Origin of the sequence: Aeromonas sp. QDB18, assembly GCF_027705325.1 — a bacterium.
Lineage (GTDB): Bacteria > Pseudomonadota > Gammaproteobacteria > Enterobacterales > Aeromonadaceae > Aeromonas > Aeromonas caviae.
This window is the reverse complement of the sequence record NZ_JAPDBQ010000064.1, coordinates 1-22,224: the sequence shown is the minus strand read 5'-3', so window position 1 is coordinate 22,224 and position 22,224 is coordinate 1. Positions and strand designations below refer to the sequence as shown.

Below are 22,224 nucleotides of genomic sequence, written 5' to 3'. Positions count from 1 at the left end.
GCATCATGCCTCCCTCGCTTTTTTGTCCTGATACTACGTGGACTGGAACTCAAATTCTCTTAAGTGAACAGCATTGCAGTCTAACGACTGGGCTTTTTTTCGTTCCCGAGACAGCACCCATTTCCCCTCACATCAACACCGCCATCATCCGATCATCGCCCCTGAGAGAGGTTGCCGCTATAATGGCCGCCCTCAAGCAAGGTGGTGGTATGAAAGCAGAGTATCTACAGCGATTCGGGGGCATAGCCCGTCTGTATGGCCAGCGTGCCCTTGGCTCCTTCAGCCAGGCGAAAGTCTGCGTGGTCGGGATCGGTGGCGTCGGCTCCTGGGCGGCCGAGGCGCTGGCTCGGGCCGGCATCAACCAGATCACTCTGATCGACATGGATGATATCTGCATCACCAACACCAATCGCCAGATCCATGCCATGCAGGGCACGGTCGGCCGTCTCAAGACGGAGGTGATGGCCGAGCGCATCCGTGCCATCAACCCGGATTGCGAGGTGATCGAGGTGGATGACTTCGTCACCGCCGACAACCTGGGCGAGCATATCAAGCGGGAGTTTGACTATGTGGTGGATGCCATCGACTCGGTCAAGGCCAAGGTGGCGCTGATTGCCTTCTGCAAGCGCAACAAGATCCCGGTGATCGTGGCGGGCGGTGCCGGCGGGCAGATGGACCCGACCCAGATCACCGTGGCCGACCTGGCCAAGACCATTCAGGATCCGCTGGCCGCCAAGGTGCGCTCCGACCTGCGCCGACTGCACAACTTCAGCAAGAATCCGGCGCGCAAATTCGGGGTGGAGTGTGTCTTCTCAACCGAACAGCTGAGCTACCCGGACGGTAATGGTGGCACCTGTCAGGCCAAGGCGGCCAGTGACGGCAACATGAAGATGGATTGCGCCTCCGGCTTCGGTGCCGTGACGCCGGTGACGGCCACCTTTGGCTTGGTTGCCGCGTCCCGGGTCTTGAAGAAGATTGCCGAGCGGGGAGCCCGCGCCGAGAAAGAGGCCGGAAATGAAGACACCGGGTCGATTGGCGAAGCCTGATCGACCACTGTACAAGGTGGGTTAGGCAGCCTGCTCCCGGATTGCCAACACGATAGCTCTGAGCCCGTTGCCCCGCGACGGGCTCAAGTGTTTCTCCAGCCCCAGTTCGCTGAAATAGCCCTCCATGTCGAAGGAGTGGATCGTCGCTGCAGATTGGTGGTTGAGCGCTGCCAGTACGATGACAATCAGACCGCGCACGATGCGGGCATCGGAATCGCAAGCAAAGTGCCAGTTACCATCCTCACCTTTCTCCCCTTTCAACCAGGCCTGGCTCTCACACCCCTTGAGGCGAAATTCCTCCTGCTGCCATTCGCCGGGCAGTGCGGGCAGCAGTTTGCCGAGCTGGATGATGAGTCGGTACTGGTTCTCCCAGCCGTGTGCTGCTGCAAACTGCTGACGGATGCTATTTGCGTCGGGCTCAACGCCTATCCGGGTGTAGGTTGCGAGGCTGTTCATTGGATTGTCTGCCTTAGAAGAAGTCACTGAGTTTGTGCAGGGCGGCCAGCAGGGCGTCCACATCGTCCCGGTTGTTGTAGCAGGCCAGCGAGGCGCGCATCGTGCCGCCAATACCGAGCGATTCCATCAGCGGCATGGCGCAGTGGTGGCCGACTCGCAGGGCGATCCCCTGCATATCGAGCAGGGTAGCGGCATCTTGCGGGTGGATATCCTCCAGCAGGAACGAGACCGCACCGGCGCGCTGATTGGGTTCGCCGATAAGACGCAGCCCCGGCACCTGTTGCAGACCTGCGACCAGATAGTTGGTCAGCGCCTCCTCATGCTTGGCTAATGAGCTCCGGTCTTGATCCATCACAAAGTCGATGGCGGCGGCGAGGCCGATAGCGCCAGCGATATGGGGGGTGCCCGCCTCGAACTTGAAGGGCAGGGTATTGAAGGTGGTGCCGCTGAAACTGACCCGATCGATCATCTCGCCACCGGCTTGCCAGGGCGGCATCCGCTCCAGTAGTTCGGTGCGGCCCCACAACACACCGATGCCGGTCGGGCCATAGAGCTTGTGACCGGAGAAGGCGTAGAAGTCGCAACCGATGGCCTGCACATCCACCTCGAGATGAGCCACCGCCTGAGCGCCATCGAGCAGGGTCAGAGCGCCGACTGCCTTGGCCGCTGCCACCATCTCTTTGACTGGATTGACGGTGCCAAGGGCATTGGAGACGTGGGCCACGCTTACCAGTCGGGTCCGTGGCCCCAGCATGGCGTGATAGGCGGCCAGATCGAGATCGCCCCGCTCATCGAGCGGGATGACCCGGATCACCGCGCCGGTGCGTTGGGCGACCAGTTGCCACGGGACGATATTGGCGTGGTGCTCCAGCGTGCTGAGGATGATTTCCTCCCCCGCCTTGAGCTCGTTCATCCCCCAGCTCTGGGCCACCAGATTGATCGCTTCTGTGGTACCACGGGTCCATATCACTTCGTGGCTGCGGGGCGCATTGATAAAGCGGGCGACCGTCTCGCGGGCATCTTCGAAGGCGCGGGTCGCGCGGCCACTCAGGGCGTGGGCGGCACGGTGCACGTTGGCGTTGTCGGCCCGATAGTAGTGAGCGATGGCATCCAGTACCGCGTGCGGCTTCTGGGTGGTGGCGGCGTTGTCCAGATAGACCAGAGGGTGGCCGTTCACCTCCTGCGCCAAGGCTGGAAACTGGCCGCGCAGCCGGTCGTGCTGTTGCTGATTCATGCTCCCCTCATCTCGTCTGGAAAAGTCGGTCATGATCCGGAAAATGGCGGGCAAACACAAGGCGCAGTGGCGGGATATTGCCTGCGGTTTCGGCTGCCCGCGGGATCTCTGCTACAATGCCGCCCCTCATCATAAGCCAAGAGATCCGGCCCATGAAGCTCAACCCCAATCAGAACGAAGCGGTCAAGTATGTCTCCGGCCCTTGCCTGGTGCTGGCGGGTGCCGGATCGGGCAAGACCCGCGTCATCACCAACAAGATTGCCTATCTGGTACAGCAGTGCGGCTATAACGCACGCAACATAGCGGCGGTCACCTTTACCAACAAGGCGGCGCGGGAGATGAAGGAGCGGGTCGGCCAGACCCTGGGTTGCAAGGAGGCGCGGGGGCTGATGGTCTCCACTTTCCATACCCTGGGGCTCGAGATCATTCGCCGCGAGCACAAGAGCCTGAACCTCAAGGCCAACTTCTCCCTGTTCGACGACACCGATCAGCTGGCGCTGCTCAAGGAGCTGACCGAGGCGGAGCTCGACAACGACAAGGACAAGCTCTCGGCCCTCATCAGCCAGATCTCCAACTGGAAGAACGACCTCATCCTGCCGGCCCGGGCCATGCGTATCGCCCGCGGGCCTGAAGAAGTGCTGATGGCCCAGCTCTACGAGCGTTACCACCGCCAGATGGTGGCTTACAACGCGCTGGATTTTGACGACCTCATCGTAATGCCGACCCTGCTGCTCAAGAGCAACCAGGAGGTGCGCGAGCGCTGGCAGAACAAGATCCGCTATCTGCTGGTCGACGAATACCAGGACACCAACACCAGCCAGTACGAGCTGGTGAAGCAGATCGTCGGCGAGCGGGCCCGTTTTACCGTGGTGGGGGATGACGACCAGTCCATCTACTCCTGGCGTGGGGCCAAGCCGCAGAACCTGGTGCTGCTGAACGAAGATTTCCCCAATCTGCGGCTCATCAAGCTGGAGCAAAACTACCGCTCCAAGCGGCGCATCCTCAAGTGCGCCAACATCCTGATCGCCAACAACCCCCACGTCTACGACAAGGCGCTCTTCTCCGAGCTGGACGAGGGGGTGAAGCTCAAGGTGCTGTTTGCCAAGAACGAGGAGCACGAGGCGGAGCGTATCGCCGCCGAGCTGATGGGCCACAAGTTCATGAACCGCACCCGGTTCAAGGATTACGCGATCCTCTATCGGGGCAACCATCAGTCGCGCATCTTCGAGAAGGCGCTGATGACCAACCGCATTCCCTACCGTATCTCGGGCGGTACCTCATTTTTCTCCCGCACCGAGATCAAGGACATCATGGCCTACCTCAAGCTGCTGGTGAACCCGGACGAGGACACCGCCTTCCTGCGGGTGGTCAACCTGCCGCGCCGCGAGATAGGCCCCACTACCCTCGAAAAACTGGGCCAGTACGCCAACCAGCGTGGCAAGAGCCTGTTTGCCGCCAGTTTCGAGCTGGGGCTGGAGCAACACCTCTCCGGACGCGGTCTATCCGCCCTGCAGGCCTTCACCAACTGGCTGGTGAGGCTTGGCGATCAGGCGCTGCGCGGCAATCCGGTGGAGGCGGTACGGGACATGATCAAGGAGATCCATTACGAGGAGTGGCTCTATGAGACCTCCCCCAGTCCGAAGGCGGCGGAGATGCGGATGCAAAACGTCTCCACCCTTTATCGCTGGATCAGCGAGATGCTGGAAGGGGATGAGCTGGAGGAGTCGATGACGCTGGCTCAGGTGGTTACCCGGCTCACCCTGCGGGACATGATGGAGCGTAACGAAGGGGAGGATGAGGCGGATCAGGTGCAGCTGATGACATTGCACGCCTCCAAGGGGCTGGAGTTTCCCTATGTCTACATGGTGGGTATGGAGGAGGGGCTGCTGCCGCACCAGACCAGCATCGACGAGGACAACGTGGAGGAGGAGCGGCGCCTCGCTTATGTGGGGATCACCCGGGCCCAGACCGAGCTGACCTTTACTCTCTGCAAGGAGCGCCGCCAGTTTGGCGAGTCGGTGCGGCCGGAGCCGAGCCGCTTCCTGCTGGAGCTGCCCCAGGATGACCTGGAGTGGGAAAACCAGAAGAAGGTGACGGCCGAGGAGCGCCAGCAGAAGGGGCAGGTTGGTGTCGCCAACCTGCGGGCCCTGTTCAAGAAGGATTGAGGTCGGAAGGCTTGGTCTCTCGAGAAGCCTGACCCAGCAGAGGGGGAATATCGGCTCCCGGCAGCGGGGGCGAGATATGGCGCCCTTGCCCGAGGGCGCAGCCAAGCTCGATGAGCTTTTGCAACTGCTGCTGATTTTCGATCCCCTCGACCACCAGGGTGAAGTCGAGGTCCTGGCAGATGTCCCGCATGGCACGGATAAGCGCCAGATCCTTGGGGGAGTTCAACATGCGATGGGTGAAGCTGTCGTCCACCTTGATGTAATCCACCGGGAAGTGAAACAGGGCGTTGAGGGAAGAGAAGCCGGTGCCGAAGTCATCCAGGCTGACCTGGATCCCTTTCGCCCTCAGTTCATGCAAGGCAGTGAGGGAGTCGGCACTCTGCCGGGAGAGCTCGCGTTCGTTGAACTCAAAGATGAAACATGCGGGGATGACACCCTCCTCCTCCATGATGGTGAGCAGTTGCATGATCTGCTCGTGGCTGGCCAGGTGCTTGCCGGAGAGGTTGATGGCTATCCTGAAACGACCGACCCCGGAGGCGGGTTGCCAAAGCTTCAGTTGCTGGCAGGTGCGCTTGAGGATCTGGCGGTCCAGATCCTGAATGAGGCCGCACTGTTCCGCCAGAGGAATGAAGTCGAATGCATCCTTGAGCTCCCCTTCCTCCGTTATCCAGCGCGCCATCACCTCCAGTCCGACCAGGCGGCTGTCACACAGCCTGATCACCGGCTGGAAGTAGGGCACAATCCGCCCTTCCCGCAAGGCTCTGAAGAGCCGCTCTTCCGGTGACCCCGCCTGTTCGGTACAGGCCTCCGAATACATGACGATGCGGCTGCGGCCGTTGCGCTTGGCCTGGTACATGGCGAGGTCTGCCTGGTGCAGCAGTTCACTGACATCGGCCGTTTGCTCCGTCACGCTGGCGACCCCCAGACTGACGGTGATGGTCAGTTCGTTGCCCTGGAGCCGGAACGGATGGCCGATACGGCCAATCAGGCGATTGAGCACGGGGCTGATGTCCTCTTCCCGCTGGCTGTTGTCAAGATAGATGACGAATTCGTCCCCTCCGAGCCTCGCCACCATGTCATTTTGCCGGATGCAGCCTTGCAGCCTGCTGCCCAGCTCCTGCAGCAACTGATCGCCGGCACTGTGGCCCAGGGCGTCATTGACCTGCTTGAAGTGATCCACATCGACGAAAATCAGGGTGAAGCCGGCTGTCTGGTAACGGCGGTAGCGGGTCATGGCATGATGCAGGTGATTCATCAGCAGCGCCCGGTTTGGCAACTGGGTCAGCGGGTCGTGCAGGGCATTGAACTGGAGCCGCCGCTCCAGCTCCTGATGATGCTTGAGCCGTTTCTGCAACCTCAAGTTGGTTTGGCGCAGCTGTTGGAGTCGCTGGTTGATGGACTCCTCCGAGTTGAGCTCATCGAGTTGCTGTCGCACCCTTTTGAGCTCCAGCAACAGGGTCAGCTGATGGCGCAGGAAATCGAGGAACAGCCTGTCATCGGTTTCCAGAGGCCGGGTCATGTTGAGGATGAGGTGGGCAAAGTATTGCTGCTGCTGGCGCAGGGGCAGGCTGTACCAGTAAAGCCCCTCTTCATGGCGCTCTACGCTGTTGGTGCTGTGGCACATGGCCCGAATGATGTCATCGTCGTATGTCAGGTGTGGTGGATAGAGTCGCTCCAGTCGCTGGTTTTCCAGCCGGATCAGCAACATGTCGCTGACCGAGAGCATCTGGCGCAACACAGCTTCCAACTGGGCAAACAGGGCCTGCTGAGGCAGGTTGTGAGCCAGGCGCATCACTCGGCCGATCTTCTCGATTTTCTCCTGCCACTGGGGATCCCGCTGCATGAGAGGGGAAGCCAGCCCCGCCAGCTGGGTACCGGTCTGGGTTTCGTGCAGACGTTTGGCCAGGCACTCCAGCAGCAGCCTCAGGGTGGGCGCCTGCTCCGGGGTGCTGTGTGCCAGCAACCACTGCACGTCGATATGCTCCACAGGCTGCACGCACCAGCCCTGCCCTTCATCGAGCCGGGTGAGCTGTTCGGTGAGGCGAGGTTCTTCCCGTCCCAATTGTTGTTTGAACACGTCGGGAAGCTGATAGGTGTAGCGCCAGTTCAGCCCCCCGTCGGCCAGCCCCAGCATGGCGAAATGTTGCAGAGGGCAGAGTGTGTCCAGCAGGCCGACCAGTCGGGCGTAATCCTCGGGGGAGGCAATGCCGGGGGCGGGGAAATCCATGATGGAGGAGACGACCGCCAGCAAGGAATGCGAGTCTGGCGGTGTGGTGGGCTGAACTGACATGCAACACTCCCGAAAAAACTTACCTTCAAGCGTAGTCGGAAGTGATGGGATTGAAAGGGCTGCAAGAGGAGCCCTTTCAATTACTTAGAGCTTGTCGATCATGTAGTGAATGGCGTTCTCGATCTCTTCGTCACTGCAGGTGGCGCAGGTCCCCCGCGGTGGCATCATGCCAGCCTTGCCGGTGAAGCCTTCGATGGCGTGTTTGCGCAAGGTGTCGAATCCCTGGGCGATGCGTGGCTCCCAGGCGGCCTTGTCACCTCGCTTGGGGGCGCCGGCGGCACCGGTATCGTGGCAGGCGAAGCAGGCACCCTTGAACACGGTCTCTCCGTCACGTGGGCCGGAGGAGGCTGCCGCAGGCGCGGCCGCGGCGGTCGCAATGCCTTCCAGATCCTTGGCGGTATAAACCTGGCCAACCGGGGCAATACGCTCGGCGATGGCCTCTGTCGACATGTCATCGGCGGCAAGGACGGCGCCGGACAGAGTGGCAGCCGCCATCCCGGCAGCCAGCAAATAGCTCAGTTTTTTCAACACGCTCATGTACTCCCAGCAGGCTCTTATTATCCCCAGAAAACGACGGGATTATAACCGAATAGTTACAGTCATTTAAACGCTTGTGTGTGAAGTGTTAAGCAATCTGCAAACAAAGTGGCAGAGCAGGAAAGTGTGATCCCACATAAAAAAACCCGGCATGCGCCGGGTTTCGTGAGGCTGAACAAAATAGGGCGCGCTGATTGCCCAGGCGCCCCTCGCGTGTCCTCAATCCCAGTTCAGGATCACCTTGCCGGACTTGCCCGAGCCCATGGCTTCGAAGCCCTGCTGGAAGTCATCGATATGGAAATGGTGGGTGATGATGGGGCTGAGATCCAGGCCAGACTGGATGAGGCTTGCCATCTTGTACCAGGTTTCGAACATTTCGCGGCCGTAGATCCCCTTGATGAAGAGTCCCTTGAAGATCACCTTGCCCCAGTCGATGGCCATGGTGGAGGGAGGAATGCCGAGCATGGCGATTTTGCCGCCGTGGTTCATCTTGTCGATCATGTCCTGGAAGGCGCTGGGCACCCCGGACATCTCCAGCCCCACATCGAACCCTTCGGTCATGCCGAGATCTTCCATGACATCGGAGAGCTTCTCCTTGGCCACGTTGACGGCACGGGTGGCGCCCATCTTGCGGGCCAGTTCCAGCCGGTATTCGTTGACGTCGGTGATCACCACGTGACGGGCGCCAACGTGACGGCAGACGGCAGCAGCCATGATGCCGATGGGGCCTGCGCCGGTGATGAGCACGTCTTCACCCACCAGGTCGAAGGAGAGGGCGGTGTGCACGGCGTTGCCGAACGGATCGAAGATGGCGGCCAGCTCATCAGGGATGTTGTCCGGCAGCTTGAAGGCGTTGAAGGCCGGGATCACCAGGTATTCGGCGAAGGATCCCGGGCGGTTCACACCCACACCAATGGTGTTGCGGCACAGGTGGGTGCGACCGGCACGGCAGTTGCGGCAGTGGCCGCAGGTGATGTGGCCTTCGCCGGAGACGCGATCGCCGATGGCGAAGCCGCGCACTTCCTGGCCGACGGCGACCACCTCTCCCACATACTCGTGCCCTACCACCATGGGGACGGGAATGGTCTTCTGGGCCCACTCGTCCCAGTTGTAGATGTGCATGTCGGTGCCGCAGATGGCGGTCTTGCGGATCTTGATGAGCAGATCGTTGTGGCCGAGCTCGGGAGCCGGGACATCGGTCATCCAGATGCCGACTTCGGATTTGAGTTTGGAGAGTGCTTTCATGACAGATTCCTCACGGCGCCATGCCGGGTACAGAGGGTAATAAAATGGGGCCCAACCTTGGCCCCCGTTTTAATCAGCCAGCCATGTGATCAAATCACACCGAGCTCGCGACCGATGCGAATGAAGGCATCGATCGCCTTGTCCAGTTGCTCCCGGGTATGGGCGGCGGACATCTGGGTCCGGATGCGCGCCTGACCCTTGGGTACCACGGGGAAGGAGAAGCCCACCACGTAGATACCGGTGTCCAGCATGCGGCTCGCCATCTCGGCGGCCAGTTTGGCATCCCCCAGCATGACCGGAATGATGGCGTGATCGGCACCGGCCAGGGTAAAGCCGGCGGCGCTCATGCGCTCGCGGAAGTAGGCACTGTTCTCCTTGAGGCGGGCACGCAGGTCGTGACCCTCGGCCAGCATGTCGATCACCTTGATGGTGGCCGAGACGATGGAGGGTGCCAGGGAGTTGGAGAAGAGGTAGGGACGGGAGCGCTGACGCAACCAGTCGATCACCTCTTTCTTGCCGGATGTGTAGCCACCGGACGCGCCACCCAGCGCCTTGCCCAGGGTACCGGTGATGATGTCGACCCGTTCCATCACCTCGCAGTATTCGTGGGTGCCGCGGCCGTTCTCACCGATGAAGCCGACGGCGTGGGAGTCATCCACCATCACCAGCGCATCGTACTTGTCGGCCAGATCGCAGATGGATTTGAGGTCGGCGATGACGCCATCCATGGAGAAGACGCCGTCGGTGGCGATCAGCTTGAAGCGGGCGCCGTCGGCATCGGCCTGCTTGAGCTGGGCTTCCAGTTCGGTCATGTCGTTGTTGGCGTAGCGATAGCGCCTGGCCTTGCACAACCGCACCCCATCGATGATGGAGGCATGGTTGAGGGCGTCGGAGATGATGGCGTCTTCGGCACCGAACAGGGTCTCGAACAGACCGCCGTTGGCGTCGAAGCAGGAGGAGTAGAGGATGCTGTCTTCGGTGCCGAGGAAGGCGGACAGCTTCTGCTCCAGCTCCTTGTGCTGGTCCTGGGTACCGCAGATGAAGCGCACGGAGGCCATGCCGAAGCCGTGGCTCTCGAGCCCCTGATGGGCGGCGGCAATCAGGTCGGGGTGGTTGGCCAACCCCAGGTAGTTGTTGGCACAGAAGTTCAGTACCTGCTCGCCGCCCACCGCAATCTGGGCCTGCTGGGCCGAGGTGATGATGCGCTCCTGCTTGTATAGCCCTTCCGCCTTGACCTGTTCGAGCTGTTCGGTCAGGTGACGATAGAATCCGTTAGACATCCTCGGTCCTCATTGCTGTATCGACTGTGTTATCAGGATCCCGGGCCGTGCAACCCGTACGGTTCGGCGTCGTCACGGTCGCGACGAAACGCCGACAGACCCTAGAATGGGCAACATTTTACTGTAATCCCTGCGTATAAATTCAAATTTTTATGCTGATAATCAACAATTGTGAAACAGATCTCACCCGGCTGGTTGGGCCAGTTGGTGATAATGTTGCTCCAGTTGATGTATCTGGGGGGCCACCTGTGGCTGCACGTAGGGGCGCAGCAAAAACAGCACCCGCAAGACCCCCTGGTAGAGCAGGGGTTTGGTGATGCGGGTGGCCGGGGCCTGGGCAATCTGGAACGGGATCCAGCAGGTGACGACCATCTTGATGGTCTGGCCGAGATCCGGCAGGTCTTCATCGCTGACGGCGATGATACCGCCTTCGCGCAGGCTTCTGAGCAGCGTCTCCACGGTGGCACGGAGCTGCTCCTGTGCCTTGAGGTATTTCTGCTGCAGAAGCTCGTCGCGACTCAGGATGTCCGGCAGGTTCGCGTAGAAGAAGCGGAACTGCCACATCAAATAGAAGATGGCATCCAGGTAGCCCATCAGATCCTCCAGCCGGATCTCGCTGCTGCGGATCGGAGTGAAGCTGTCGCTCAGGTGGCGGGCGTACTGATCGAAGATGGAGTGGATGATGTCTTCTTTGTTTCTGAAGTGGTAGTAAAGGTTGCCCGGGCTGATGCCAAGGTGTGCGGCAATGTGGTTGGTGGTGATGTTGCGCTCGCCCTGATCGTTGAACAGCTCGGTGGCGCTGTGGATGATCCTGTCTCTGGTCTTCATCGCTGGTCCCTCTGCCGGGCCCGAAGGGGAAAAGTCATCGAGGTCGAATCCCCTTGCGGCCCGTGATAAACTTTTCGGCAATTTCAAATTGGCCCACTATACACAGCTTTAACAGGCAGTCACACGGGGCCACAACGTACGCGAGGCAAACTCCATGATCGTAGTAACTGGCGGTGCTGGCTTTATCGGCAGCAATCTGGTCAAGCAGCTGAACGCTCAAGGACGGACCGATATCGTGGTCATCGATGACCTGACCGACGGCACCAAGTTCGTCAACTTGGTCGACCTCACCATCGCCGACTACATGGACAAGGACGAGTTCCAGGCGCGGATCGTCTCCGGTGACGAATTCGAGGAGTGGGATGACGGCATCGAGGTGATCTTCCACGAAGGCGCCTGCTCCGCGACCACCGAGTGGAACGGCAAGTTCATCATGGAGGTCAACTACGAGTACTCCAAGGATCTGTTCCACTACTGCATCGAACGGGAAATCCCCTTCATCTACGCCTCTTCCGCCGCGACCTATGGCGGGCGCAACGACAACTTCATCGAAGACCCGAGGTTCGAGCAGCCCCTCAACGTCTACGGCTACTCCAAGCAGCTGTTCGATCAGTACGTGCGTCGCTGGATGCCGGAGATCAACTCCCAGGTGGTGGGTCTCAAGTACTTCAACGTCTATGGTCCCCGCGAGCAGCACAAGGGCTCCATGGCGTCCGTGGCCTTCCACCTCAATACCCAGGTGAAGCAGGGTGACAATCCCAAGCTGTTCGAGGGCTGTGACGGCTTCCCGGATGGCGGCCAGATGCGCGACTTCATCTACGTGGACGACGTCTGCAAGGTGAACCTCTGGTTCTGGCAGAATCCGCAGCACTCCGGCATCTTCAACTGCGGCACCGGCCGTGCCGAGCCGTTCCAGAACGTGGCGGAAGCCGTGATCAGGCATCACCAGAAAGGCGCCATCGAATACATTCCCTTCCCGGATCACCTCAAGGGTCGCTACCAGAGCTTCACCCAGGCGGATCTCACCAAGTTGCGCGGCGTCGGCTATGACGGCGAGTTCAAGACTGTGGCCGAAGGCGTGGCCGATTACATGGCCTGGTTGAACCGGGCTTGATCCCTCTCTGGCGGGTGGCTCTGGCCACCCGTCGATCGGATGCGCTTGCATGAACATATTGATGGCTCTCTCCCAGCTCGAAGTGACGGGCGCGGAGGTCTATGCCACCACGGTCGGCAACGAGCTGACCCGCCGTGGCCACCAGGTATTCTACGTCTCTGACACCCTGACCAAACCGACTCTGGGACCGGTCTTTCGGTTGCGCTTCAACAAGCGCAGCATCCTGCGCCGCTTCTGGCACGTCTTCTATCTCATCTATCTGATCCGCAAGCACAGGATCCAGCTTGTACACGCCCATTCGCGCGCCTCGGGCTGGAGCAGCTACGTCGCCTGCAAGCTGACCGGCACCCCCATGATCACCACGGTGCACGGGCGCCAGCCGGTACACGCCTCCCGCAAGGCATTCCATGCGCTGGGCTATCGGGCGGTGGCGGTGTGCGAGGATATCGCCAGCCAGATCATCGACAACCTGGGGGTGGACCCGGCCATGGTGCAGGTGCTGCGCAACGGCATCGAGACCGACAAGTTCCAGCCCGTGCCGATACCGGACAACGACAAGCCGGTGATCGCCATCATTGGTCGGCTGAGCGGTCCCAAGGGGGAGCTCTGCTACCGGTTGCTGGACGAGGTGCTGGATCTGGAAGCCTGCCGGGTGCGCATCGTCAGCGGCACCCAGGTGCCGGCGCGTTTTGCCCGTTTTCAGGACAAGGTCGACTTCGTCGGTTATGTGGACGATGTGCCCGCCCTGATGGCGGGCTGCGATCTGGTGATCGGTGCCGGTCGGGTGGCGATGGAGGCGCTGCTGTGCGGTCGTCCGGCGTTTGCCATCGGCGAAGCCAGGGCCATCGGTCTGGTGACGGAGCAGAATCTGGACGAGGCGCTTGCCAGCAACTTCGGCGACATCGGCCCCAGGGATCTGGCCATCGACTTTGCTGGTCTGAAGGCGCAGATCCCTTCGGCGCTAGCCTCCAAGGTGGTGCCAGACCCAGTGCGCCAACGGATCCTGCAAGAGTATGATTTGCAAGGCGTCGTGACCGGGCTGGAATCCGTCTATCAGGATGCCGTGGTCGAGACCCTGCGCCGGGAGATGCCGGTCATCATGTATCACCGCTTCATCGAGCACGAGAGCGAAAAGGGAGTGCATGGCACCTGGCTCCCGGTCGCCATGTTCGAGAAGCACCTCAAGCTGATGAAGTGGCTGGGCTACGAGACGCTGACATTTGCCGACCTGGCGGAGAACGGGTTCATCCACCGGCTGCAATACGGCAAGAAGTACCTGATGATCACCGTGGACGACGGCTATCGGGACAACCTCACCCGCATGCTGCCGCTGCTGGAAAAGTATGGTTACAAGGCGGTGGTCTATGTGGTGTCCGGTGAGGATCACAATCGCTGGGATGTGGAACATCCGACCCACCCCGATACCCCGGTGACCCTGATGAACCCGGAGGAGATCAAGGCGCTGGTGGCCTCCGGTCATGTGGAGATCGGGGGCCATACCCTGACTCACCCCCGCCTGAGCACGCTCCCCCCAGAGGAGCAGGCCCACCAGATCCAGGCCAACAAGGCCTGGCTGGAGCAGTTGCTCGGCCATCCCCTGATCTCGTTTGCCTATCCTTACGGGGATCTGAACGACAGTGCAAAAGCCCAGGCCGTTGCCGCCGGTTATCGCTATGCTGTGGCCACCAACAGCGGCCCCAGAGCCATGCACCGGGATCCGTTCCAGATCCGCCGGATCGCCATCTTCCCCCGCACCGACATGTTCGGTCTGTGGCGCAAGATCCGTGGTAACTATGTATTCAGGAAATAAGTATTGATGTCTATTAAGCCTCTTGAATATCTCGATAAGGTAACAACTGCCGCTTTTGCGCTGACGATTGCATTTTCATTCTGTGGTCTGTTCTTTGTTTCTTCTGGTCAGAGTATCTTGTCGAACTTGTTGGTCGTGTCCAGTGTTCTTGGTCTGCTGAACTATTTTATCGGGGGAAAGAAGGATGTTTTCTTTACCGATCGGCGTCTCGTCTGGGTTTTTGTCTTCTACGCCGCCGTGATCCTGATAAACAGAATTATTCATGGAGATCTGTATGGGGTAATGCGAAGCTTATTGTATGTTTCTGTATTCTCTTTGATGATGCCTAGAAAGAAAATACTGCTCTCGATTGGTTGCATTGCCATATTGAGTGGTGGAATTGGATTGGGTCTATTGAGTCTTTGGCAGCATGAAAATGGTATTGTCAGAGTGGAAGGGTTTACCAATGCAATTTTATTTTCACAAGCCGCCCTTACTTTTATGATTTTGAACTGGTGTCTATTTATTGGGGTGAGGAAGATTGGTTGGATTAAAGTCTTATCAATAATGTCTCTGATAGCTTCCTTACTGGCGCTCTATTTATCTCAAAGCCGGGGAGTTTGGTTGGCATTGGGTGTTATTATTAGTTACACAGTTATTTACAAGTCACTCTTCAAACCATGGAAATATGGTGCGGTGGCTTTATTATTTATAATTAGTATGATTGGTTTTTATCATACTAATGCCCTAGTGCAGAACAGAATGGCATCCGCTGTCTCAGATATCAACAACATGAAAGGTGGTGCATATAACTCCTCATGGGGGTTACGTGTGGTGGCATGGGAGAGTGCTTGGCTGGGATTCTTGGATTCCCCTCTGATTGGGGTCGGCACTGACGGTTTTACTGCCGTAAAAGAGCAACAAATCTCACGGGGGCTTGTGTCTCCATTGGTGATGGATCCTGCTCTGGCGCATGCTCATAGCCAGTATATGCAGAACTTGATTATTCGGGGTGCGGTAGGGATTCTGGCTCTAATTATCTTCCTGTTTTACCCAATGAAGCTGATAGTAGAAAAGGCTGGATGGGGTTCCCCATATACCATGATACCGCTATCGTTTGCCGTCAGCGCCTTAAGCGATGTTCCATTTGAGCATCAAAATACGCTGTATCTATATGCGCTGAGCCTGGTTTTCTGCTGGTGTACCATTGAATTCAATATGGAAAAGAAAGCATCATGATCCCTGTATTTGTTATCAGCTTGGTTAGAAGCCAGGAACGGCGTGCCTTTATCAAGCAACATATGGATAGCCGAGAAATAGAGTTTTCATTTTTCGATGCGGTGGATGGCAAGACCCTCCCTGAGGATGAACTGAAGCGGGTGGACTTTCCGCTCGCCAAGCAATTTTGTGGCCATGACCTGAGTTTGGGTGAAGTGGGCTGTGCCATGAGCCATATCCGTATATATGAGATGATGGTTGCCAAAAGAATAGAGTGCTGCATCGTCTTGGAAGACGATATTTATCTGCATTGTCATTTCAAAGCCATCGTATCGCAGGCCATATCGGCATGTCAGTCTGAGATTGTCTTCCTGCATCATGGCAAGGTGAAGTCATGGCCATGGATGAAAAAAATGCCGGAAGGGTATCGCCTTGCCAAATATATCTCACCGAGTCGCAACTCCAAGCGAGGAATAATCTCGACGGCAGGTTATATACTGACCTTGGCGGGCGCCAAGAAGTTATTGGAAAAAGCTTACCCAGTTCGGATGCCATCAGATTATTTGACCGGGCGGCTGCAACTCAATGGTTTGACTGCTTCGGGCATTGAACCCTGCTGCATGGATGTCGGTTTGTTTGATACCACGATCGATGATCGCAACTATGGTCCGCATGTGACCGATGGCGAGGTTTGATAGTGATCGGTTATTTGCAGCTATTACGTGATCGGGTGCGCAGAGCCCTGGGTATTCTCTTGTTTGACAAGAAGATGCCACTCGGCATCCAGGGGGATATCAAGCATATTTTGGTGGTTCGCTGGGATGCCAAGCTGGGGGATTCCTTTATCTCCTCCTTTTTCTTCCGGGAGCTAAAAAAACTGCCGGGCAACAAGAAAGTGACGGTTATCACGACCCCAGCCCTGGCCAGCCTGTATCGGGATTGTTTCGGGGTTGATGAGGTCATCGAGATCAACAAGCGACCCGGCTACGGTGCTATTGGCAAGATGGTGTCAGCCATTCCCCATGTCGATCTGGTGATACATCTCACCGAGGGGATGAAGATGAAGGATCTATATCTCCTGTACAAACTCTCGTCGACCAATGTTGCCTCCCTCGACGACAGTATCGGACGTGTCAATGTGAAGTTGTCCGAGGCGACGGCGGGCATGCTGTTCCAGGATAAATATCGCTATCTGCTGTCACTGCTGGGTGCGAAAGAAGTAGATCAGAAGTACATGATCCCAGTGGCAGAGAAGGGGAATGTGACCTCGGCCTGTGATGACCTCATCCTCATCAACCCCTTCGGCAGCACTCAGTACAAGTCGTTCTCGCACGCCAAGATGGTTGAGTTGTTGAAGACCTTGGCAACCGAGTTCGCTGCCTATCGCTTCGGAGTGCTCTCTTCACCCGCAACTTATGCTGCGGCGGAGGCCATGCTCAGAGCTAGCGCGGCTAGCAATGTTATGCTGCTGGAGGGCGTAAAAACCATAGATGATGCTATTTATTGTGTTCAGCAGTGCATGGCTGTGCTGTCGGTGGACACCGCCATAGTGCATATCGCCGTCGGATTGGAGAAGCCGCTGGTGGCTATCTATCCGCGCCATGGTGAGACGTTCAACCAGTGGTTGCCGACCAGCACGCCGCGGGTCCGGATCCTGTTTAGCGACTCCCCTGGCCTGAATGCCGACATGAACAATGTCGATGACCGGGCCGTCTGCGAGGCGCTAGCTAGTCTGCTGTCCGTGACTGAGCAAGCAGAGCCGCTAGCCGCTGAATAACCAGCTCAGGTGTAATTGAGCGGAACAGGGCTTCATCGAAGAAGTCCTTCTCCTGGGTCGGCAACTGATAATCCGCCCCCTTGGCGTCGAAGATATCGATGGCCTGATACCGGGGGTGGTTCACCGGGTTGGCGATGATCTTGTCGCCGCCTGGGGCCACTATGGTCAGCAGCGGCAGATCGATGGCCTGCGCCATGTGCCGTGGGCCAGTGTCGTTGCCGACAAACAGCTGGCAATGGGCGAAGAGCCCCACCAGCTCCCGTACCGAGCGGGTCTGAACATGGTCAAACACGCTGGCCTGCAGCGCGGCGGGCAGCAAGGGCCTCAGGCTGCGGTTGTATTCTTCCTCCCCCGGCCCGCAGTAGATCAGGATCTGGGCGTGGTGCTGCTCGATGAGCCAGCGCGCGACCTCGGCGAAACAGTTGATGGGCCAGCGCTTGTAATGCCCGAGTGAGTTGACTCCCATGGCGATGAGTGGCCGGGTCGGGTCGACGCCAGCGGCCAGCAGGGTCTCGCGCCCCCGTTGTTTCTCCTCGTCGCTGAGCCAGAGATAGTAGTTGCGATCCTCCCTGGCGAGGCCGAGGGGCTTGAGCAGTGAAAATCGGTCGTCCACCAGGGTGCTGTTGCCCTGATGCTCGGTGTCATGGCGAAAGCGCACGATGCGGTTGTGGCCCAGGCGCCATGGGAAGGAGTCGAAGCCGATCCGCAGGCGGGCGCCGGAGAAGAGGCAGGTGAGCAGGCCTATCATCTGGCCCTGGCTGTTGATCACCACATCGTAGCGCTCGCGGCGAATGCCCAGCAGCAAATCCTTCATGTAGCGCCACTCGTTGCGGCGCGCCTTCTCGATGACGATCAATCGATCGATGTTGGGGTTTCCCTCTGCCATGCCCGCGCAGTAATCCATGACCAGATAGTGAACTTCCCCGGCAGGGTCGTGCTGCTTGAGGTTGTTGCACAGTGCGGTGGAGATCAGCACATCTCCTATCTGTTTGGTTTGTACTACCAGGTATTTCATGGAAAGGGCCTCGAGCGAGGTCGGGTTGAACGTCAGCGCATCAGCATATCGCACTCCCCTGTCAGATGCTGCCGCTATGGGGTGAAAATCCGATCCAACGCACTGTGTTTGCACATATTTTCGACGTTGTTCGGGCTGGTGGGGCCCGGCTGGCAGTGCGGGAAGATGAGCGGGGGCATGGCACCGTCGGCCATGCCCCCGATGGGCAAGAGTGATCAGCGTACGATGAGGCCGAGCAGGATCCCCACCACGCCGAAGTCGGCATCGCTGAAGGTGGTGTTGGCAAAGCCGAGATCCCCCAGCACCGGCAGCAGGAATACCGGCAGGAAGGTGATCAGCAGGCCGTTGGCGAAGGCACCGAGGAGAGCGCTGCGACGACCGCCGGTGGCATTGCCGAACACCCCGGCCGCCGCACCGACGAAGAAGTGCGGCACGACGCCTGGAATGATGACGGTGAGCCCCAGCAGGTAGAGCAGCACCATGCCCACCAGACCGGCGGCGAAGCTCGACAGGAAGCCGATCAGCACCGCATTGGGGGCGTAGGGGAAGACGATGGGGCAGTCCAGCGCCGGCTTGGCGTTGGGCACCAGCTTGTCGGAGATCCCCTTGAAGGCCGGCACGATTTCGGCGATGACCATCCGCACCCCCTGCAGGATCACGTAGACCCCGGCGGCGAAGGTGATGGACTGCATCAGGGAGAACATGAACCAGTGCTTGCCCTTGGCGACGCTGGCGACGAACTCGGGGCCGGCGAAGGCGGAGGTGATGAGGAAGATGATGCCCATGGTGAAGGAGATGGCCACCGGGGTATCGCGCAGGAACAGCAGGCTCTTGGGCACCTGCACCTCTTCGCTGCTGTGGGCCTTGTTGCCGAATTTGGCGCCGATCCAGCCGGCCAGCACGTAGGAGCAGGTGGAGAAGTGGCCGAGTGCCACGTCATCGGAGCCGGTGATCTGCTTCATGTAGGGGTGGGCGAGGGCCGGGAACAGCACCATGGTGACGCCGACCACCAGGCTGCCCACCGCGATGAGCGGGATGCCGCTCATGCCGCCGGCGGAGAGGATGGCTGCCACCATCATCGACATGAACAGGGTGTGGTGACCGGTCAGGAAGATGAATTTCCACGGGGTGAGCCGGGCGATCAGGATGTTCACCAGCATGGCGAAGAACATGATCATCGCCATCTCCTTGCCGAATGACTGCTGGGCGATGGAGACGATCGCCTCGTTGTTGGGGACGACCCCCTTGATGCCGAAGGCGTGCTGGAAGATGGTGGCGAAGTCGCCCAGCGAGTTCACCACCAGGGTGGCGCCAGCCCCCAGGATGACGAAGCCCATGATGGTCTTGACCGTGCCCTTGATGCACTCGGTCACCGGTTTCTTCTGGGCGATCAGGCCGATGAGGGCGATGAGGCCAACCAGCACGGCCGGCTCCGACAGCACGTCAAACATCAGAAAATTGAAAAATTCCATGGTCAGCTCCAAGCAGATGGAAGCGGCGGCTCACCAGCCGCCCAGACAGTCACAAAGGGGTTAGAGTGCGCCCAGCTCGCGCAGGGCGATGGCGAGTTTTTCTTTCATGGCGGCCTTGTCGACCATGTTGTCCAGCGATACCAGCCGACCGTTGACACCCATGCTGACCAGCTGTTCGGCGATGTCGCGGGTGGCGACAAAGATCTCGGCGCTCTCACTGCCGGCGGAGGCGAGATCCCGGTGATCCACCTCGGCCGTCACGGCCAGCTCCTTGAGAATGCTCTTGATGCTCATCTCCATCATGAGGCTGGTGCCCAGGCCGTGTCCGCATACAACCAGAATTTTCATGCTCTCTTCCTCTGTCAGGTGCGCCGTGGCGCAGATCAGTAGCGCGCCAGGATGCGCAGGATGTCGTCTTTGCTGGTGGCCGCCATGATGGCCGCCACGTCTTCTTCATTCATGAACAGCTCGGCCAGCTGGGCGATGGTCTCCACGTGGGAGTTGCTGTCGCTGGCGGCCAGGGTGACCAGCAGCCGCACCGGGTCGTTGCCCTCGGAGCCGAAGTTGACCCCCTCTTTCAGTACGGTCAGCGCTAGTCCCAACCGGTTGACGCCGTCTTCCGGGCGGGCGTGGGGCATGGCCAGGCCCGGGCCCAGCACGTAGTAGGGGCCGAGCTCCTCGTGGGAGCGATAGATCGCCGCCACATAGGAGGGCTCTATGGTGCCGTTGGCCAGCAGGAGGGCGGTGGCCAGCTCGATGGCGTGGCGCCAGTCGCGGGCGCCCGCTTCGATGGAAATGACCTCCTCGGTCAGCAATTGGGTCAGCATGGCAGTGTCCGGGCTGGATAGGATGGCGCCAATCTAGCGATCTTGCCCCTTGATAACTGTGAGCTTGATCCCGAAAGTTAGCGCTACCAGATAGCGCTAACATTGATCTGTGATAGCGCTATCATTTCTCTCACAGGAGGGATTCATCCTGCCCCTTATCGGCCTCAAAGAAGGTAAAATCCGGTTTGAGCAAATAGTCAGTGCCCCGCTTTTGCCTTAAAGTGAATGCCCGTATGCCGAGGAAGGGAAAGGATGTCAGAAGCGAAAAAACGCCGCAGCACGGGTCGGGTGACCCTCAACGACGTGGCCCAGTTGGCTGGCGTGGGAGCCATGACGGTGTCGCGCGCCCTGCGCACCCCCGAGCTGGTGTCAGACAAGATGCGAGAGCGCATCGAGGCGGCGGTGGATGAACTCGGCTATATCCCCAATCGGGCGGCGGGGGCGCTGGCTTCCGCCACTTCCCAGACCATAGTGGTCATCGTCCCCAGCCTGGCGGAGCGCGCCTGCGGTGACATGATTGCCGGGCTGCAGCAGACCCTGCTCGCCGAGGGCTACCAGATCATGCTGGGGGATGCCCAGCACCTGAAGCAGCAGGAGGCCAGCCTGCTCAGCAATTTCCTGCAGCACAATCCGGCCGCTGTGGTGTTGTTTGGGGGGGATCCCGGGGAGGTCATCCGGCAGCGCCTGCAGGCGGCCCGCTTGCCGGTGGTGGAGGTGGGAGCTATGGCGCGCCATCCCATCGACATGAACGTCGGGGTCTCCAACTTCGATGCCGGTTATCAGCTGACCCGCCACCTCATCGAGCGCGGCTACCGCAACATCGGCTTTCTCTGTGCCCGCCAGGAGCAGTGGATGCTGCAGCAGCGCATGCAGGGCTGGCAGAAGGCGCTGCTGGACAACTACCTCTCCCCGGACGCCATCATCAATACCTCTGAGCTGCCGAGTTTCAGCACGGGGGCGGCCATGCTGGGGGAGTTTCTGCTGCGCTGGCCCGAACTGGATGCGCTGATCTGCGTCAACGACGAGCTGGCGGCCGGGGTGCTGTTCGAATGCCAGCGCCGCCATCTGAGCGTGCCGGGCAAGCTCGCCATCGCCGGTTTCGACGATCTGGATGTGGCGCGCGCCTGTCATCCTGCGCTGACTTCGGTCATGATCCCCTATCACCAGATGGGCAGGGAGGCGGCGGAGCTGATCCTGCGCCAGCTGGCGGGCGAGGAGGTGGCCGGCATGAGCCTCGCCCTGGATTTTCAATTGCAAAAGCGCCAGAGCACCTGACGAGCTATGCCACGACAGGGCGAGGCAAGCATGTTCAAGGCGTTGTGACCGAAGACCAGGTCGGTGCACCGTCGCCCTGCGCGGGAACTGCCAGCCGACCGTGTTCGCCCGGTCTGTCACCGGGTTGGAGCAGAGCGTGGATGCCACCGGAGCCATGACTCCAGGTGGCTGGCTGCACCCTGGTCAAGCTCTGAGCGGAACCACTGGCGAGCCCCATTATTCTGGATAGACTTTGTAGGCCGGTGCACTATCCAAGGAGAATGAGCATGGGTACGCAGACGCCTGATTTCGATCTCGATGATGACTGGGAGCCGGAATCCTGGGAAGACGAGCTGGAGGAGCTGGATGACGAGAGCTGGCAGGACTATGACCCTCTCGACGATCAGTGATCCCCTGTAACGCCTGAGGGCGGGCCTGGTGCCCGCCCGATTTTTTGTGTCGCGAGGGGGGCAGCCCTTGGTGAGAACGGGGCGGGCTGGTTAGAATGAACTGCTCAAATGACGCTGTACGAGGCAGGCAGCGGCTCAACAACGATTCCAACGACGCCAAGGATGAATATGCGCTCACTCGTCATCATGTTTCCTGATTACCCATGATTAGCAGTCAGTTACCACGAACTATACTGATCTTACGTACAGTTATCGAGGTGCGAGATC

20 protein-coding genes are annotated in these 22,224 nt (G+C 59.4%); 9 read left to right on the top strand and 11 right to left on the bottom strand.

Annotated features, from left to right (window positions below):
- Positions 1–209: 209 nt before the first annotated feature.
- Complete coding sequence (gene tcdA, locus OKC30_RS11425) at positions 210–1,046, top strand: tRNA cyclic N6-threonylcarbamoyladenosine(37) synthase TcdA (protein ID WP_029313443.1); 837 nt, start codon at positions 210–212, stop codon at positions 1,044–1,046.
- Between the two features lie 21 nt (positions 1,047–1,067).
- On the opposite strand, the gene OKC30_RS11420 is transcribed toward tcdA, so the two are convergent.
- Both OKC30_RS11420 and OKC30_RS11415 read right to left on the bottom strand, forming a co-directional pair.
- On the bottom strand, positions 1,068–1,502 hold the full coding sequence (locus OKC30_RS11420; protein WP_270665107.1) for a SufE family protein: 435 nt from the start codon (positions 1,500–1,502) through the stop codon (positions 1,068–1,070).
- A gap of 13 nt (positions 1,503–1,515) precedes the next feature.
- Positions 1,516–2,736: a cysteine desulfurase gene (locus tag OKC30_RS11415; protein WP_270665110.1), complete on the bottom strand. Its 1,221-nt coding sequence runs from the start codon at positions 2,734–2,736 to the stop codon at positions 1,516–1,518.
- A 152-nt stretch (positions 2,737–2,888) separates the two neighbouring features.
- On the opposite strand from OKC30_RS11415, the gene rep reads away from it, so the two are divergent.
- Complete coding sequence (rep, locus tag OKC30_RS11410) at positions 2,889–4,901, top strand: DNA helicase Rep (RefSeq protein WP_052814997.1); 2,013 nt, start codon at positions 2,889–2,891, stop codon at positions 4,899–4,901.
- Here rep and OKC30_RS11405 read toward each other — a convergent pair.
- The 5 genes from OKC30_RS11405 to OKC30_RS11385 all read right to left on the bottom strand — a co-directional run bounded on the left by OKC30_RS11405 (position 4,888) and on the right by OKC30_RS11385 (position 11,081).
- On the bottom strand, positions 4,888–7,191 hold the full coding sequence (locus OKC30_RS11405) for a putative bifunctional diguanylate cyclase/phosphodiesterase (protein ID WP_270665111.1): 2,304 nt from the start codon (positions 7,189–7,191) through the stop codon (positions 4,888–4,890). The two genes, rep and OKC30_RS11405, sit on opposite strands and share 14 nt — an antisense overlap.
- A gap of 84 nt (positions 7,192–7,275) precedes the next feature.
- On the bottom strand, positions 7,276–7,728 hold the full coding sequence (locus OKC30_RS11400) for a c-type cytochrome (protein ID WP_039041132.1): 453 nt from the start codon (positions 7,726–7,728) through the stop codon (positions 7,276–7,278).
- A 219-nt stretch (positions 7,729–7,947) separates the two neighbouring features.
- Entirely contained in the window at positions 7,948–8,973 is a 1,026-nt protein-coding gene (tdh, locus tag OKC30_RS11395) for an L-threonine 3-dehydrogenase (protein ID WP_010672427.1), read from the bottom strand.
- An 89-nt stretch (positions 8,974–9,062) separates the two neighbouring features.
- Entirely contained in the window at positions 9,063–10,253 is a 1,191-nt protein-coding gene (locus OKC30_RS11390) for a glycine C-acetyltransferase (RefSeq protein ID WP_270664908.1), read from the bottom strand.
- A 183-nt stretch (positions 10,254–10,436) separates the two neighbouring features.
- The gene (locus OKC30_RS11385; protein WP_010672429.1) at positions 10,437–11,081 is read right to left on the bottom strand and encodes a TetR/AcrR family transcriptional regulator; all 645 of its coding nucleotides are present in this window, start codon (positions 11,079–11,081) and stop codon (positions 10,437–10,439) included.
- Between the two features lie 154 nt (positions 11,082–11,235).
- On the opposite strand from OKC30_RS11385, the gene rfaD reads away from it, so the two are divergent.
- Genes rfaD through OKC30_RS11360 form a run of 5 tightly spaced genes read left to right on the top strand, consistent with a single transcriptional unit; the run spans position 11,236 to position 16,979 of the window.
- Positions 11,236–12,195, top strand: coding sequence for an ADP-glyceromanno-heptose 6-epimerase (gene rfaD / locus OKC30_RS11380; protein ID WP_039041134.1), 960 nt, complete (start codon positions 11,236–11,238; stop codon positions 12,193–12,195).
- A 49-nt stretch (positions 12,196–12,244) separates the two neighbouring features.
- A complete protein-coding gene (locus tag OKC30_RS11375) occupies positions 12,245–14,005 on the top strand; it encodes a polysaccharide deacetylase family protein (RefSeq protein ID WP_109112206.1) in 1,761 nt (586 codons plus the stop codon).
- Between the two features lie 6 nt (positions 14,006–14,011).
- A complete protein-coding gene (locus OKC30_RS11370; RefSeq protein WP_160838248.1) occupies positions 14,012–15,223 on the top strand; it encodes an O-antigen ligase family protein in 1,212 nt (403 codons plus the stop codon).
- Positions 15,220–15,897, top strand: a complete 678-nt coding sequence (locus OKC30_RS11365) for a glycosyltransferase family 25 protein (RefSeq protein WP_160838246.1) — start codon at positions 15,220–15,222, stop codon at positions 15,895–15,897. Before OKC30_RS11370 ends, OKC30_RS11365 begins: the two co-directional genes overlap by 4 nt.
- Positions 15,898–15,899: 2 nt before the next feature.
- Positions 15,900–16,979: a glycosyltransferase family 9 protein gene (locus tag OKC30_RS11360; protein WP_109112208.1), complete on the top strand. Its 1,080-nt coding sequence runs from the start codon at positions 15,900–15,902 to the stop codon at positions 16,977–16,979.
- On the opposite strand, the gene OKC30_RS11355 is transcribed toward OKC30_RS11360, so the two are convergent.
- From OKC30_RS11355 to OKC30_RS11340, 4 genes are all read right to left on the bottom strand, one after another.
- Complete coding sequence (locus OKC30_RS11355; RefSeq protein ID WP_109112209.1) at positions 16,930–17,994, bottom strand: glycosyltransferase family 9 protein; 1,065 nt, start codon at positions 17,992–17,994, stop codon at positions 16,930–16,932. The genes OKC30_RS11360 and OKC30_RS11355 overlap by 50 nt on opposite strands.
- A gap of 215 nt (positions 17,995–18,209) precedes the next feature.
- Positions 18,210–19,466: a PTS ascorbate transporter subunit IIC gene (locus OKC30_RS11350; protein ID WP_270664917.1), complete on the bottom strand. Its 1,257-nt coding sequence runs from the start codon at positions 19,464–19,466 to the stop codon at positions 18,210–18,212.
- Positions 19,467–19,526: 60 nt separating this feature from the next.
- Positions 19,527–19,814, bottom strand: coding sequence for a PTS sugar transporter subunit IIB (locus OKC30_RS11345; protein WP_042879175.1), 288 nt, complete (start codon positions 19,812–19,814; stop codon positions 19,527–19,529).
- A 35-nt stretch (positions 19,815–19,849) separates the two neighbouring features.
- Complete coding sequence (locus tag OKC30_RS11340) at positions 19,850–20,293, bottom strand: PTS sugar transporter subunit IIA (protein ID WP_160838240.1); 444 nt, start codon at positions 20,291–20,293, stop codon at positions 19,850–19,852.
- A 252-nt stretch (positions 20,294–20,545) separates the two neighbouring features.
- Between OKC30_RS11340 and OKC30_RS11335 the strand changes: the two genes are divergently transcribed.
- Positions 20,546–21,568, top strand: coding sequence for a LacI family DNA-binding transcriptional regulator (locus tag OKC30_RS11335; protein ID WP_160838238.1), 1,023 nt, complete (start codon positions 20,546–20,548; stop codon positions 21,566–21,568).
- 266 nt (positions 21,569–21,834) lie between these two features.
- Positions 21,835–21,957 carry a hypothetical protein gene (locus tag OKC30_RS11330; protein WP_010672437.1) on the top strand — a complete coding sequence of 41 codons (123 nt, stop codon included), beginning with the start codon at positions 21,835–21,837 and terminating at the stop codon, positions 21,955–21,957.
- The last annotated feature ends 267 nt before the right edge of the window (positions 21,958–22,224 follow it).